Source organism: Rhodopseudomonas pseudopalustris (genome assembly GCF_900110435.1).
Classification (GTDB): Bacteria; Pseudomonadota; Alphaproteobacteria; order Rhizobiales; family Xanthobacteraceae; genus Rhodopseudomonas; species Rhodopseudomonas pseudopalustris.
In genome coordinates this window covers 168,124-182,615 of sequence record NZ_FODT01000005.1, presented here as the reverse complement: position 1 = coordinate 182,615, position 14,492 = coordinate 168,124, and the positions used below count along the sequence as shown (strand labels likewise).

15 protein-coding genes are annotated in these 14,492 nt (G+C 65.5%); 5 read left to right on the top strand and 10 right to left on the bottom strand.

Annotation, left to right across the window (positions count from 1 at the left end; genetic code table 11):
• Window position 1 precedes the first annotated feature (1 nt).
• From metG to BMY71_RS11880, 4 genes are all read right to left on the bottom strand, one after another.
• Complete coding sequence (gene metG / locus BMY71_RS11895) at window positions 2-1,546, bottom strand: methionine--tRNA ligase (RefSeq protein ID WP_092683932.1); 1,545 nt, start codon at window positions 1,544-1,546, stop codon at window positions 2-4.
• A 79-nt stretch (window positions 1,547-1,625) separates the two neighbouring features.
• Window positions 1,626-2,666: a DNA polymerase III subunit delta' gene (locus tag BMY71_RS11890; RefSeq protein WP_092683930.1), complete on the bottom strand. Its 1,041-nt coding sequence runs from the start codon at window positions 2,664-2,666 to the stop codon at window positions 1,626-1,628.
• On the bottom strand, window positions 2,663-3,421 hold the full coding sequence (gene tmk, locus BMY71_RS11885) for a dTMP kinase (RefSeq protein ID WP_092683928.1): 759 nt from the start codon (window positions 3,419-3,421) through the stop codon (window positions 2,663-2,665). Before tmk ends, BMY71_RS11890 begins: the two co-directional genes overlap by 4 nt.
• A 2-nt stretch (window positions 3,422-3,423) precedes the next feature.
• Window positions 3,424-4,680, bottom strand: a complete 1,257-nt coding sequence (locus BMY71_RS11880) for a D-alanyl-D-alanine carboxypeptidase family protein (RefSeq protein WP_092683926.1) — start codon at window positions 4,678-4,680, stop codon at window positions 3,424-3,426.
• 165 nt (window positions 4,681-4,845) lie between these two features.
• Here BMY71_RS11880 and BMY71_RS11875 point away from each other — a divergent pair, with 165 nt between their 5' ends.
• On the top strand, window positions 4,846-5,793 hold the full coding sequence (locus tag BMY71_RS11875) for an alpha/beta fold hydrolase (RefSeq protein WP_092683924.1): 948 nt from the start codon (window positions 4,846-4,848) through the stop codon (window positions 5,791-5,793).
• A gap of 10 nt (window positions 5,794-5,803) precedes the next feature.
• On the opposite strand, the gene BMY71_RS11870 is transcribed toward BMY71_RS11875, so the two are convergent.
• The gene (locus BMY71_RS11870; protein WP_011503118.1) at window positions 5,804-6,748 is read right to left on the bottom strand and encodes a septal ring lytic transglycosylase RlpA family protein; all 945 of its coding nucleotides are present in this window, start codon (window positions 6,746-6,748) and stop codon (window positions 5,804-5,806) included.
• Between the two features lie 254 nt (window positions 6,749-7,002).
• Here BMY71_RS11870 and BMY71_RS11865 point away from each other — a divergent pair, with 254 nt between their 5' ends.
• Entirely contained in the window at window positions 7,003-8,160 is a 1,158-nt protein-coding gene (locus tag BMY71_RS11865) for an AI-2E family transporter (RefSeq protein WP_092684197.1), read from the top strand.
• Here BMY71_RS11865 and BMY71_RS11860 read toward each other — a convergent pair.
• From BMY71_RS11860 to BMY71_RS11840, 5 genes are all read right to left on the bottom strand, one after another.
• A complete protein-coding gene (locus BMY71_RS11860; RefSeq protein ID WP_092683922.1) occupies window positions 8,144-8,446 on the bottom strand; it encodes an antibiotic biosynthesis monooxygenase family protein in 303 nt (100 codons plus the stop codon). The two genes, BMY71_RS11865 and BMY71_RS11860, sit on opposite strands and share 17 nt — an antisense overlap.
• Before the next feature lie 80 nt (window positions 8,447-8,526).
• Entirely contained in the window at window positions 8,527-9,762 is a 1,236-nt protein-coding gene (locus BMY71_RS11855) for a GGDEF domain-containing protein (protein ID WP_092684195.1), read from the bottom strand.
• Between the two features lie 231 nt (window positions 9,763-9,993).
• The gene (rpsI, locus tag BMY71_RS11850) at window positions 9,994-10,470 is read right to left on the bottom strand and encodes a 30S ribosomal protein S9 (protein ID WP_011503114.1); all 477 of its coding nucleotides are present in this window, start codon (window positions 10,468-10,470) and stop codon (window positions 9,994-9,996) included.
• Window position 10,471: 1 nt separating this feature from the next.
• Entirely contained in the window at window positions 10,472-10,936 is a 465-nt protein-coding gene (gene rplM / locus BMY71_RS11845; RefSeq protein WP_011503113.1) for a 50S ribosomal protein L13, read from the bottom strand.
• Window positions 10,937-11,090: 154 nt separating this feature from the next.
• Window positions 11,091-11,519, bottom strand: a complete 429-nt coding sequence (locus tag BMY71_RS11840; RefSeq protein WP_011503112.1) for a PaaI family thioesterase — start codon at window positions 11,517-11,519, stop codon at window positions 11,091-11,093.
• A gap of 89 nt (window positions 11,520-11,608) precedes the next feature.
• Here BMY71_RS11840 and BMY71_RS11835 point away from each other — a divergent pair, with 89 nt between their 5' ends.
• The 3 genes from BMY71_RS11835 (at window position 11,609) to BMY71_RS11825 (ending at window position 14,479) form a co-directional block, all read left to right on the top strand.
• Window positions 11,609-12,436, top strand: a complete 828-nt coding sequence (locus BMY71_RS11835; RefSeq protein WP_011503111.1) for an enoyl-CoA hydratase — start codon at window positions 11,609-11,611, stop codon at window positions 12,434-12,436.
• A gap of 65 nt (window positions 12,437-12,501) precedes the next feature.
• Window positions 12,502-13,086 carry a CoA-binding protein gene (locus BMY71_RS11830; RefSeq protein WP_092683920.1) on the top strand — a complete coding sequence of 195 codons (585 nt, stop codon included), beginning with the start codon at window positions 12,502-12,504 and terminating at the stop codon, window positions 13,084-13,086.
• Window positions 13,087-13,198: 112 nt separating this feature from the next.
• The gene (locus BMY71_RS11825) at window positions 13,199-14,479 is read left to right on the top strand and encodes an O-acetylhomoserine aminocarboxypropyltransferase (protein ID WP_011503109.1); all 1,281 of its coding nucleotides are present in this window, start codon (window positions 13,199-13,201) and stop codon (window positions 14,477-14,479) included.
• Window positions 14,480-14,492 lie beyond the last annotated feature (13 nt).

Genomic DNA, 14,492 nt, shown 5'->3' with positions numbered 1-14,492 from the left:
GTCACGCCGTCGCCGGCTCGACATAGCGCGGGAAGATCGGCGTCGGGGCCGGCAATGGCGTGCCGGGCTTGATCCGTGTCGCCAGAGCCGCGAAGTCACGCGCATCCGCGGCGACGCCGAGAATGTCGAGCAGCTTCGTCGCCGAGCCGGGAATCGCGGGTTGCGCCAGAATGCCGATCTGGCGAAGCACCTCGGCGGTGACGTAGAGCACCGTCTTCTGCCGCGGCGGATCGGTCTTGGCCAGCGCCCACGGCGCTTCGCCGGCGAAGTAGCGATTGGCTTCCGCCACCACCGCCCACACCGCGTTCAGCGCCTGATGGATCTGCTGCGTCGCCATCGCGGTCCGCGCCAGCGCGATCATGCCGTCGGCCATCGCCAGCATCGCCTTGTCGGCGTCGCTGAAGTCGCCGTGCTCCGGCACCTTGGCCTCGCACTGCTTGGCGATCATGGTCAGCGAACGCTGCGCCAGATTGCCGAGATCATTGGCGAGGTCGGCGTTGATGCGGTTGACGATCGCCTCGTGATTGTAGCTGCCGTCCGAGCCGAACGGCACCTCGCGCAGGAAGAAGTAGCGCACCTGATCGACGCCGTATTGGTCGGCGAGATTGAACGGGTCGACGATGTTGCCGACCGACTTCGACATCTTCTCGCCCTTGTTGAACAGGAATCCGTGGGCGTAGACGCGCTTCTGCACCGGGATGCCCGCCGACATCAGGAACGCCGGCCAGTACACCGCGTGGAAGCGGATGATATCCTTGCCGATGACGTGGACGTCGGCCGGCCAGTAGCGCCAGTTGGCGTCGGTCTCGTCGGGGAAGCCGACGCCGGTGATGTAGTTGGTCAGGGCATCGACCCAGACATACATCACATGCTCGGGGTCGCCCGGCACCTTGACGCCCCAGTCGAAAGTGGTGCGCGAGACCGAGAGGTCCTTGAGCCCGCCCTTGACGAAGCTGATCACCTCGTTGCGGCGCGAGTCGGGGCCGATGAAATCCGGTTGATCCTCATACAGCTTCAGCAGTCTGTCCTGATAGGCCGACAGTTTGAAGAAGTAGCTCTTCTCCTCGACCCACTCCACCGGCGAGCCCTGCGGGCCGCGGCGCACCTTGTCCTCGCCGACAATGGTTTCGTCCTCGGCGTAATAGGCCTCGTCGCGGACCGAGTACCAGCCGGCATAGCTGTCGAGATAGATATCGCCGTTCGCCTGCATCCGCTTCCAGACCTCCTGGACCGAGCGATGATGCTGCTCCTCCGAGGTGCGGATGAAGCGGTCGTAGGACACGCCGAAGCGATCGTCCATGTCGCGGAAGCGGCCGGCGTTGCGGGCGGCGAGAACGTGGGTCTCGATCCCCTCCTTCTGCGCGGTCTGGATCATTTTCAGCCCGTGCTCGTCGGTGCCGGTCAGGAAGAACACATCCTTGCCGTCGAGCCGCTGGAATCGCGCCAGCGCGTCGGTCGCGATCGCCTCATAGGCGTGGCCGATATGCGGCGCGCCGTTCGGGTAGGAGATCGCGGTGGTGATGTAGAATGAATTTCGCTGCGCCATGTGCGCGGACGCCTTTCAACAACAGGATCGAGTGAGGGCGACGGCGCTGACCATCAGTCGGTGTGATCGCCCAAGCGCATCAGCGCACCGCCTCCGCGAGGAGCCCGAACACCGAAAACACCAGCGGCTTGCGCTCGAGATTGTAGGCTTCGGTGTCGCGCGCGGCGCGGCCGATCTTTTCCCACACCTCCGCCAGCCGTGCAAGGCGCGGCAGGTTCGCGTTGGCGTCGCCTGCGCGCAGCCGCTGCGCGATCCAGCGGTCGACGCCGTCGACGAAGGCCGCGAGCGTCGCGCGGTCGGTGCCGCCGATCGCCTCGCCGAGCGCATGCAGCGCGCGCGGATCGACATTGGGCAGGCTGTCGAGCAGCGCCGTGGTCTTCTGATGCAGCGTCAGCGCATCGCCGCCGAGCAGCGTGAGCGCCCGCGACACGCTGCCCTCCGACGCGGCGGCGGCGTCCGCGAGCTTCGGATCGCCGGGCGCGAGATCGGTCGCTGCCACGGCGGCGGCGATCACATCGGCGGTGGCGAGCGGCCGCAGCATCAGCTTGCGGCAGCGCGACTGGATGGTCGGCAGCACCCGCGCCGGCGAATTGCTGACCAACAGAAACAGCGAGCGCTGCGGCGGCTCCTCGATCACCTTCAGCAGTGCGTTGGCGGAGGAGGCGTTGAGGTCGTCCACGGTGTCGACGATGCACACTCGCCAGCCTTCAACCGCCGCGGTCGAGCCGAAGAAGCCGATGGTCTCGCGCGACTCGTCCACGGTGATGACGTTGCGCAGCACGCCCTTGTCGTTGACCGAGCGCTCCAGCGTCAGCAGCCCGCCATGGGCCTCGGCGGCAACGTGGCGCACCACCGGATGCGATGGGTCGAGGTCGAGCGACGCGGCACCCTGCACCGCATCCGCCAAGGGATCGCGATGGGCCAGCACGAAGCGCGCCATCCGGTAGGCGAGCGTCGCCTTGCCGATGCCCTGCGCGCCGCCGATCAGCCAGGCATGGGCGATGCGGCCGCCACGATAGGCGTCGAGCAGAGCCTGCTCGGCGACGTGATGCCCGAACAGCGCCGTGGTTTCGCGTGGCGGTTTTGCGACGATGTCGGTCGCAGCCTTGCGCGCGCTCATGCCGATTTCGCCTTTGCCTTGGACTTCGTCTTTGCCTTGGATTCTGCCTTGGACTTTGCCTCGGGCTTGACCTCCACTTTGGCCTGCGGCCACCCCAGCAGCCGCTCCTGCACCGTCAGCCAGATCCGGGCGGCGACCACATGCGGCTCGGCATTGGCGTCGATCACCACGCAGCGCTCCGGCTCGGCGGCGGCGATCTGCCGGTAGGCGTCGCGCAGCCGGCGATGAAAATCGATGCTCTCCGATTCGAACCGGTCGGGGGCTTCGCTGCCGCGACGCACAGCGGCCCGCGCCAGGCCGATCTCGACCGGCACATCCAGGATCACGGTCAGGTCCGGCTTCATGGCGCCGATCGTCACGTCCTGCAGCGCGTTCAGCATTGCAGGGCTGACCTCGCCGAGACGGCCCTGATAGACTCGGGTGGAATCGAAGAACCGGTCGCAGAGCACCCAGACTCCGCTCTCCAGCGCCGGCTGGATCAGCGTCCGGACGTGGTCGTCGCGGGCGGCGGCGAACAGCAGCGCCTCGGCCTCCGCGCCGCCGATCAGCCGGCCGACGCCAGCCAGCAGCAAGTGGCGGACGATCTCCGCGCCGGGCGAGCCGCCCGGCTCGCGCGTGACCACACTGCGCAAATTGGCCCCCTCCAGCCGTTTCGCCAGCAGCTTGATCTGGGTCGATTTGCCAGAGCCTTCACCGCCTTCGAAGGTGATGAAACGGCCGTGCGTTGAGTTCGTTCTCGGAGTTTTTTCAACCATTCTCAGAGCTTTGCAATTCCCGCCCGGAACACCCCGATCATCAACTCGCTGGCGCCGTCCAGCGCCCGCCGCATCGTCGATCCGACCGGATTGACCTCGGCTGCCTGCAGCGGCACCTCGACCGCGAGGTTGGGGCCGCGCCACACCCGCACCACACCGATGCGATGGCCGGCCTCGACCGGCGCCGCGATCGGCCCGGTATAGACGATCCGCGCCAGCAGCTTGTCGCTGCCGTTCTTGCGCACCATCACCCGCACCGGCTCGACCGGCGTCAGGCCGACATAGCGCTTCTCCCCGCCGAATACCCGCGCATAGCCGACAGTGGCCTGGGCCGCGAACAGCGGGCGCGATTCGAAGTTGCGAAAACCCCATTCCAGCAGCTTCTTGGCCTCGCTGGCGCGGTCGTCAGCGTCCTCGACGCCATTGACGACCACGATCAGCCGCGTCCCGTTCTGCACCGCGGAGCCGACCATCCCGTAGCCGCCGTCCTTGGTGTAGCCGGTCTTCAGGCCATCGGCACCGGGCATCGTGTTGAGCAGCGGATTGCGGTTGGTCTGCCGGATCTTGTTCCAGGTGAATTCCTTCTCGCCGAACAGCCTGTAGTAGTCCGGATAGGTCTGGATGAGGTGGCGCGCGAGCCGGCCGAGTTCGCGCACGCTCATCTTGTTGCCGGGGTCGGGCAGACCGTTGGAATTGGCGAAGGTGGATTGCGCGAGCCCGATCTCCCGGGCGCGCTTGGTCATCCGCTCGGCGAACGCCTGTTCGCTGCCGGCGATGCCCTCGGCGAGCGCGATGCAGGAATCATTGCCGCTCTGGATGATCGCGCCGCGCAGCAGGTCGTCGATCGATACGCGGCTGTGGATTTCGGCGAACATCGTCGAACTGCCGGCCGGCGCGCCGCCACGGCGCCAGGCGTTCTCGCTGATCCGGTAATCGTCGGTCAGCTTGATCTCGCCTTTGCTCAGCAGGTGAAATACCAGCTCGACCGTCATCAGCTTCAGCATGCTCGACGGCGGGCGCAGCTCGTCGGCATTCTTCTCGAACAGCACGCTGCCGCTCTCTGCGTCGATCAGGATCGCGGTCGGCGCTTCGGTCTCGTAACCACCCGCAACTTCTTCCTTCTTGGCGCCCTGCACGCTCTGGTTCGCGGCGTACACCGCGCCCGAGCCGATCGCCATCGCCAGCACGCCGGCCAGCAGCACGCGCCAGCCCCGCAGGCGGCGCGATCGGACGGGCAATGATGGTGCGAACAGAGCCATGAAGTGTGTTCCGGAGCGGCTTTCAACGGGCGCGCGGACCATCCCGACCTATCCGGCGGAGTGGTAGCGGCGGACCGTTTTCGATTGTGGCGACGGCTGATCGATCCTATCGTGCGCGCCGCTGGGCTTCCACATAAACTCCAATCAATTCAGGGCGGAAACGCGATGGAAACGACCAGGACCGTTGCGGTCAACGGGATCGAGCTGTTCTTGCGCGAACAGGGCGAAGGCCCGCTGGTGCTGCTGTGCCACGGCTGGCCGGAACTGTCGTATTCGTGGCGGCATCAGATTACTGCGCTGGCCGAGGCCGGTTTTCGCGTCGTCGCGCCCGACATGCGCGGCTTCGGCCGCTCCAGCGCTCCGCAGCCGATCGAGGCCTACAGCATCTTCGATCTGGTCGGCGACATGGTCGCATTGGTGGCGGAGCTCAAGGAGACGCGCGCGGCGATCATCGGCCACGACTGGGGCGCGCCCGTCGCGTGGCATGCGGCGTTGTTTCGGCCGGACCTGTTCACCGCGGTCGCGGGCTTGAGTGTGCCGCCGCCCTGGCGCGGCCGCGGCCGCCCGCTCGAAACGCTCCGCAAGGGTGGCGTCACCAATTTCTATTGGCAGTATTTCCAGGCGCCGGGCGTTGCCGAATCCGAACTGGAGCGCGACGTCGCGCTGACGATGCGTGGCATCCTCGGCGGCGGCTTCTCCGATCCGGTGCGCTCGCTGTTCATCCCCGAAGGCGGCGGCTTCCTCGGCGAAGTCGCGCCCGATCGGTCCCTGCCCGACTGGCTCAGCGAAGCCGAGCTGGCGCTCTTCGTCGAGGCTTACAAGGCGAGCGACTTTCGCGGTGGTTTGAATTGGTATCGCAATATCGACCGGAATTGGGACCTGACCGCGCCGTGGCACGGCGCCCAGATTCGTCAGCCGTCACTGTTCATCGCCGGCTCGAAGGATCCGGTGATTTCGGACGCGATGAGCGGCAAGCAGGTGGCGGGAATCGAGCGCGTGTTGCCGAACATCCAGCAGAAGCTGATCATCGACGGCGCCGGCCATTGGATTCAGCAGGAGCGGCCGAACGAGGTCAACGCGGCGCTGATCGCGTTTCTGAAGAAGGTGCTGTGAGCCTGCCTGCTCAGTACAGCCCGCGCGCCGACAGCAGGCTGCCGATCTCGTCATTGCCGCGAGCCGGCGTCTCGCTCTCGGTCGCGCGGGACGCGACGTCGGCATAGTTGCCGTCATTGTCGTAGGACACCGCGCGCTGATTGCGGGCCAGCGTCCGTCCGGCCGAACGCGAGCTGCGCGAGGCGGAGATTTCCGAAGTTGCGCTGACCGACGCCATGTCCACCGACGTGTTGCCGAGCGAATACGGCCGCCCTTCCGGGAGCGGAACGTCGCCGCGAACCGCATGTCCGCCGCCGGCGAACTGCGGGACGAACGCACTCGCCGACGCGATCCGAACGGTCGACGGCGCTGGCGCGGGTTCGTTGCTGCGCAAGGTCGCGACCAGCTGGCGATCGTCGGAGCCTTCAAGCGGCGCACGGCCGACATATTCAACCCGCACGCGCGCGGTACCATTGCGTTTAAAATCAAGCAGATCCGCGGCACGGTTCGACACGTCTATGAGCCGATTGCCGTGATACGGGCCGCGGTCATTGACGCGCACGACCAGCGACCGGCCGTTGCCGAGATTGGTGACGCGGGCGTAGGACGGGATCGGCAGGGTCGGATGGGCCGCCGACAGCGACGCCATGTCGAACACTTCGCCATTGGCGGTCAGGCGGCCGTGGAAATCGTTGCCGTACCAGGAGGCCAGACCTTCGGCGCGATAGCTGGTGTTCTCTTCGGGGACGTACATCCGCCCCGCAACCATATAGGGCTTTCCGACCCGATAGGCCCCGCCGCCCTTCGGCACCGGCTCGCCCGGACCCACCACACGCGGGCTCGATGATACGCCGTATTTCGGATCGACACGGCTGAGCTTGCCGTTCTGGGTGCAGTTGGCGAGAACCAAGCACGCACCCGCAGCGGCAACCGCTCGCGCGGCGCGGCCATACGAATCTCGCTCGCGAATCCCCATAGATCCCCAGATACCATTGCCGCGGCCAGCTGCCCACTACGGACCTGCACGAGCCGCGCCGTCGCTGCCTTGCCCACATCGGCACCGAACTTTGACCATATCGCAGACCGATCACGGCGAAAATGGGGACGCCTGCCACATGGTTAATGTGCGACTAAAAATCATCCCTCGCGAGCGCCCTCCACTGTCGCGCGGCCGGCTTGCTTCGTACGCAATTTGACGGAATGCTCGGCCGACCAAAAAAGGAACAGCCCGTGACCATCCCTTTGCTCGATCGTGTTCAGGCTCGCAACGATCTCGCCTGGGCGATCGCCGTTGGCGGCATCAGCACCGTCGCCTTCGGCGCGTTGCTCTATGCCGCTTGGCATTTCGCCGGCACGCTGTTTCTGATCTTCGCCGGCATTCTGTTCGGCGTATTTCTCAACGCGCTGACGGAACTCGCCGGCAAGGTCGTTGGCGGCCCGCACGGCCTGCGACTGGGGTTGGTTTGCTTCCTGCTGACGGCGATGTTCGTCGGCATCGCGGTGCTCGGCGGCAGCACCATCGGCCAGCAGGCGACCGCGCTGTCGGGGACGATCAAAACCCAGATCGTCAACGTGAAGACGTTTCTGGAGAGGCAGGGCGTCGACACCAGCTTCATGGAACTCAGCCTGGCCAATGCCGGCGGGCCCTCGGCGGAAACGCAGGCGCCGCCACAGCCGCGCAACCTGCCGAGCGCCGGTGAACTCGCTTCCGGCGGCGGCGCAATCGTCAGCCAGACGCTGAAGCTGATCCTCGGCACCATCGGCGCGGTCGGCAACTTCTTCATCGTGATGTTTCTCGGCCTCGCCTTCGCGGCGCAGCCCGACGTCTACCGCCGAGGCCTCGAGCGGGTCGCGCCGCTGCGCTATCGCCCGCAGGCCAGCCGAATCGTCAACGACACCGGCGAGATGCTGAAGCGTTGGCTGCTGGCGCAGCTCATCACCATGACCGCCGTGTTCGCGGTGACGGCGACCGGCCTGTCGATGATCGGGATTCCCGGCGCCTTCATTCTCGGCATCCAGGCCGGCCTGCTCGCCTTCATCCCGACCGTCGGCGCGATTCTCGGCGGCCTGATCATCGTGCTGGCCGCGATCGCTTCGGGCTGGTTCGCCGTGCTCTGCGCGTTCGCGCTTTTCCTCGGCGTCCACGCGCTGGAAAGCTACATTCTGACGCCGCTGATCCAGCGCCAGGCGATCGACATTCCACCGGCGACGTTGTTCGCGATGCAGATCCTGCTCGGCATCGTGTTCGGCCTGTGGGGATTGGCGATGGCGCTGCCGCTGATGGCGATCGGCAAGGTGGTGATCAATCACTTGCGCGCAGAAGGCCCCGCCAACGAGGTGGTGACGACGGCGCCGCCGATCGTGCTCGCCGCTACCCCGGAATCGTGACCACCGTATTGGTGTGCTCGACCTCGGGCGGCGCGGCGAAAAAGCCGCTGACCAGGCCGCGCCACTCGGTGAAGTTCTCGGAGCCGCGGAAATCGACGGTGTGGTTCTCGAGCGTCTCCCACTTCACCAGCAGCCGGTAGCGCTGCGGCTTCTCGATCGAGCGGTGCAGTTCGAAACCGTGAAAACCCTTGGAGCGGCCGAACGCAGCGCCGGCCTTGGCGACGGCTGCTTCGAAGTCGGCCTCGCTGCCCGGCTTGACGTCGATCTGTGCGATTTCGGTGATCATGCGCTCCACCCTCAATGTGTTGTCGGGCAAGCGTCTTATCGCACTCCGCGCGGCAATTGAAGCCGACCGCGCGGCCCCTGTCAGGCGCCGATGCTCATCGCGCTACGGACGATCACCGGCTGGCGGGGTTCCTCGCGCTGGGCGGCGCGGCGCCGACCCTGCTCCAGCGACAGCGGCTGTTCGGCGGTCGCCACCACGCGGTTACGACCGCCACGCTTGGCCTGATACAGCGCTGTGTCGGCCGCGGCGAGCAGCACTTCGAGCTCGATATTGGCCGGTCCACCGGCGACGCCGATGCTCACCGTGGTTGCAATCGGCGCACCATCGACTTCCAGGCCGCAGCCCTCGAATGCTTCACGCACCCGCTCCGCGGCGGTCATCGCCTCTTCGATCGAGCACGGCAGCAGCGCCGCGAATTCCTCGCCGCCGATCCGGCCGCACAGATCGGACATCCGCAGCGAGCCAGAGACGATCGTCGCGAACAGCTTGATCACCTCGTCGCCGGCCGGGTGGCCGAAGCGGTCATTGATCGATTTGAAGTGATCGAGGTCGAAGATCATCACCGTGACCGGACGCCCGGCTTCGGCTTCGCGTTCGATCATCCGGCCGGTCGCTTCCGAGAAGCCGCGGCGGTTGAACAGGCCGGTCAGCGGATCGAGCGAGGCCGCCGTCTTGTGGGCGCGCACGGTGCGCTCCGACACCAGCATGAAGATCACGAACACCGTGCCGATCGCGTAGAGCACCAGCTCGATCGCGAAGATCATAATCCAGACGTTATTGGTAGAGCTTGTGCCTTGTGCCGGCAGAAGTTCGGCGAGCACGATCGGCAGCATCAGCACGCCGCCGTGCAGCAGCGGCACCAGCATCGCCGGCCAGCGTCGCGTCATTGACTTGCGACGCTCGGCAAACAGCTCACTCGCGGTCAGCCCGGCATAAATCGCGACAAGTCCGGCGCCGATATTCATGCGCAGCCACGACAGTTCCGGCGGCAGGCTGACGACCGCCGCGACCCAGGCGATCGCGCCGAGGACGAGGCCCGGCCAATTCGGTTTGTGACCATGGAACACACGCGCCGCGTTCCACATCATGCCGCAGGCGATGAAACCCACGCCGGCCAACGACAGCACGACGTTCTCGGGCAGAAATGCACCCAGGATCTGCCATTGCGCCACAGAAGCCGCGCCGATCAGATAAGCGCAACCCCACCAGTAGAGCGCCGGGATCTTCTCCTGTCGGCCGAAATGAAGCAGCATTCCTCCGAGCAGCGTGCAGATCAGCGTCGCGACCAGGAATAACGTAGAAGAATCGAGCGACATGATGCGGGTGACCCGGGAGTAGCCGAATGTGCGGTTTTGCAACGCTGCCGAAGCGGCAGAGGTGCCCCTGCTCGTTGCAATCTGGCCCCGCCGCGTTGAGATCAGGTGTCTTCAACTCTTCGCTTTGGTGGCGAAATTTCTGAAAATGAAGCGAAAAATTGCGGTGCAGTGCGCCCAAACAAAAAGGGCGCCCCGAAGGACGCCCTTTCCGAATGACGATGAAGCGAAGGATCAGCGCTTCGAGAACTGGAAGGAACGACGGGCCTTCGCCTTGCCGTACTTCTTGCGCTCGACGACACGCGAATCGCGGGTCAGGAAGCCACCCTTCTTCAGCACGCCGCGCAGCTCGGGCTCGAAATTGGTGAGCGCCTTGGAGATGCCGTGGCGCACCGCGCCGGCCTGACCGGACAGGCCACCGCCCGCCACGGTGCAGATCACGTCGTACTGGCCGGCACGCGCCGCGGCGACCAGCGGCTGCTGGATCATCATGCGCAGCACCGGACGGGCGAAGTAGACCTCGACCTCACGTGCATTGACCGTGACCTTGCCGGCGCCCGGCTTGATCCAGACACGGGCGACCGCGTCCTTGCGCTTGCCGGTGGCGTAGGCGCGGCCCTGCTTGTCGACCTTCTTGGTGTAGGTCGGGGCGTCCGGCTGCGTCGTCTTCAGCGCCGAGAGCTGATCGAGAGACTGCATGGTTTCGGACATCTTATGCGGCCCTCATGTTCTTGCGATTCATCGCGGCGACGTCGAGCGGTTCGGGTTGCTGGGCCTCGTGCGGATGCTCAGCGCCGCCATAGACACGCAGATTGCCCATCTGCACGCGACCGAGCGGCCCGCGCGGGATCATGCGCTCGACCGCCTTCTCGACGACGCGCTCCGGAAAGCGACCTTCGAGAATCGATTTCGCGGTGCGTTCCTTGATGCCGCCGATGAAGCCGGTGTGGTGATAGTAGACCTTGTTGTCGCGCTTGCGACCGGTCAGCACCACCTTGGCGGCGTTGATGATGATGATGTTGTCGCCGCAATCGACATGCGGCGTGTAAGTCGGGAGATGCTTGCCGCGCAGCCGCATCGCGACCAGCGTGGCGAGCCGGCCGACCACGAGACCGGTGGCGTCAATAATGACCCACTTCTTCGTGACTTCGGCGGGCTTGGCCGAAAACGTCTTCATGAGAATGATCCATGACAGGGGGAAATTCGGCGCAGTGCACCGGACTTGGCGCGCTTGTAGATAAGCCCCACGCCGTCGTCAATCCCCCGTCATGCAAAAATATGCAGCGAAATCATCGGCTTAGAAATATGGTGCTATATTACCTTCAAAAAGCTCAAACTATCGGAATGGAGTAGGTCGATGTGACGTGTGCGATCGGATCGGGCGACGTTCCGGACAGCAGCGACACCTCGCCGACCGCGAGTCGCTTGCCGAGCTTCAGCAGTCGCGCCACCGCGACCACATCCTGCCCGGGCTGGCCCTTGCGCAGGAAATTGATGTTGAGATTGGTCGTGACCGCGAGCGCCACCGGGCCGATCGCAGACAGCAGCACCACGTACATCGCGAAATCCGCGAGCGCCATCAGCGTCGGTCCCGACACCGTGCCGCCGGGCCTCAACATGCGGTCGTTGAAGCGCTGCCGCAGCAGGCTGGTGCGGCCGTCCGCGGTCTCGATTGAAATATCGCCGTGACTGAAAGCCTGCGGGAACTCACGATGCAGGAGATCCTCGATTTCGGCTACACTCATTCTCGCATGTGTCATGTCGTTCCCGCCCTGCACTCGCTTCGCCGGGTTTGTTACAATATGGTGACGCCTATTCCCAGCGCTGGATTCTCGCCCCGGATGGTTTCATGACTGCTCTGCCCGCCTTCACGGCGACCTCGCCGTCGCCAATTCTGCTGCGCGAAACAATCGACGGCGGCGTCGCTGTGCTGACATTGAACCGCCCGGCCGCCCGCAACAGCCTGTCACTCGAACTGATCAACGATCTGCACGCCGCGCTCGATCTGATCGGTCGCGACGACGGCGTTCGCGCGGTGGTGATCGCCGCCAACGGGCCGGCTTTCTCGGCCGGTCACGACATGAAAGAGTTGACCGCGCATCGCAACGACGCCGATCGCGGACGCGCCAGCTTCACCCGGATCATGACCGCATGCAGTGCGATGATGCAGGCGGTCGTTCTGCTGCCGAAGCCGGTGATCGCCGCGGTTCAGGGCGTCGCTACCGCGGCGGGCTGCCAGCTGGTAGCGAGCTGCGATCTCGCGGTCGCTTCCGAGCAAGCGACGTTCGCAACGCCGGGCGTTGATATCGGGCTGTTCTGCTCGACGCCGATGGTGGCGCTGACGCGCAACGTGCCGCGCAAGCACGCGATGCACATGCTGCTGACCGGCGAGCCGGTGAGCGCAGAGGACGCCCGTGCGATCGGACTGATCAATCGTGTCGTGCCGCATGGCGGCGAGCGCGACGCTGCGATCGCGCTCGCCAGTCAGATCGCGAGCAAGTCGTCCCACACCATCAAGATCGGCAAGGAAGCGTTCTATCGTCAGGCCGAGCTCAGCCTGGCCGACGCCTATCACTACGCGTCGCAAGTGATGGCTGAGAATATGATGGCCCAGGACGCCGAAGAAGGCATCGGCGCCTTCCTCGACAAGCGCAAGCCGGAATGGAAAGACTGCTGATGCGGCCACCCGCCGCATTCTGGATTGCTTCGTCGCCTCGCTCCTCGCAATGACGGTTTCTTGACGTGAACCACGACGCATATCCCGACAGCTACATCCGCGAAATCCTCAACGACGTGAAAACGGTCGCTGTCGTCGGCGCCTCGCCGCTGAATGTGCGGCCGAGCTACTTCGTGTTCAAATATCTCGCCGAGCGCGGCTACGATATGATCCCGATAAATCCCGGTCAGGTCGGCAACAGCCTGCTCGGCAAGCCGTTCGTCGCCTCGCTGCGCGACATCGACCGCCCGGTCGATATGGTCGATATCTTCCGCGGCTCGGCGCATGTGATGCCGATCATCGAGGCGGCGCTGGCGATGACGCCGCTGCCGAAGGTGATCTGGATGCAGATCGGCGTCCGCAACGATGAGGCCGCCGCGCTGGCCGAAGCCGCCGGGCTGAAAGTGGCGATGAATCGCTGCCCCAAGATCGAATACGGCCGGCTGTCCTCCGAAATTTCCTGGATGGGCGTCAATTCCCGGACGCTGAGTTCGAAACGCGCGCCGGCTCCGGTCAAGGGGATGCGGCTGTCGCTCGACCGCACCAGCCTCGCCGGCGCCGATACCGCCGCCTCGGACCGCGCCGCCCGCAACCGCGGCGAACCGACCTGAGCCCGGCCGCCGCTCCCTGCCGCCTCGTCGGCGTCGGCGCGAGCTTGCTTGACGTTCCGTCGGGTTGCGCTCAGATATCGCGAAACCATCAACCAGACCGGAGGGATCGACCATGACCGAACGCAGCCCGGGTTTTGCCACGCTCGCGGTCCACGCAGGCGCGCAGCCCGATCCCACCACAGGCGCACGAGCGACGCCGATCTACCAGACCACCTCGTTCGTCTTCAACGACGCCGACCATGCCGCCTCGCTGTTCGGGCTGCAGGCGTTCGGCAACATCTACACCCGCATCACCAACCCGACGACCGCGGTGCTGGAAGAGCGCGTCGCCGCGCTCGAGGGCGGCACCGCGGCGCTTGCGACCGCGTCCGGCCATGCGGCGCAGCTCGTGGCGTTTCAGCAGCTGCTGCGGCCCGGCGACGAGTTCATTGCCGCCCGCAAACTGTACGGTGGCTCGATCAACCAGTTCACCCACGCCTTCAAGAGCTTCGGCTGGAACGTGGTGTGGGCCGATCCCGACGATCTCGGCAGCTTCCAGCGCGCGGTGTCGCCGAAGACCAAGGCGATCTTCATCGAGTCGATCGCCAATCCCGGTGGCAGCATCACCGACATCGAGGCGATCGCCGAGGTCGCGCGCAACGCCGGTGTGCCGCTGATCGTCGACAACACGCTGGCGACGCCCTATCTGATCCGCCCGATCGACCATGGCGCCGACATCGTCGTGCATTCGCTGACCAAATTTCTCGGCGGCCACGGCAATTCGCTGGGCGGAATCATCGTCGACGCCGGCACCTTCGATTGGTCGCGCGACGGCAAATATCCGATGCTGAGCGAGCCGCGGCCGGAGTATCACGGACTCAAGCTGCAGGAGACGTTTGGAAACTTCTCCTTCGCGATCGCCTGCCGCGTGCTCGGCCTGCGCGATCTCGGTCCGGCGCTGTCGCCGTTCAACGCCTTCCTGCTCATGACGGGAATCGAGACGCTGCCGCTGCGGATGCAGAAGCATTGCGAGAACGCCAAGGCGATCGCCGAATTCCTCTCGACCCACAAGGCGGTGTCCTCGGTGAACTATGCGGGGCTAGCGTCGAGCAAGTACAACGCGCTCGCGCGCAAATACGCGCCGAAGGGGGCCGGCGCGGTGTTCACCTTCGGCCTCAAGGGTGGTTATCAGGCCGGCGTCGATCTGGTCTCGAAGCTGAAGCTGTTCTCACACCTCGCCAATGTCGGCGATACCCGTTCGCTGATCATTCATCCGGCCTCGACCACCCACAGCCAGCTCGACGATGCGCAGAAGACCGCCGCCGGCGCCGCGCCCGACATGGTGCGCGTCTCGATCGGCATCGAGGACAAGGAAGACCTGATCGCGGATCTCGACGAGGCGCTCGGCGGTTGACGCCGGGCCGCGG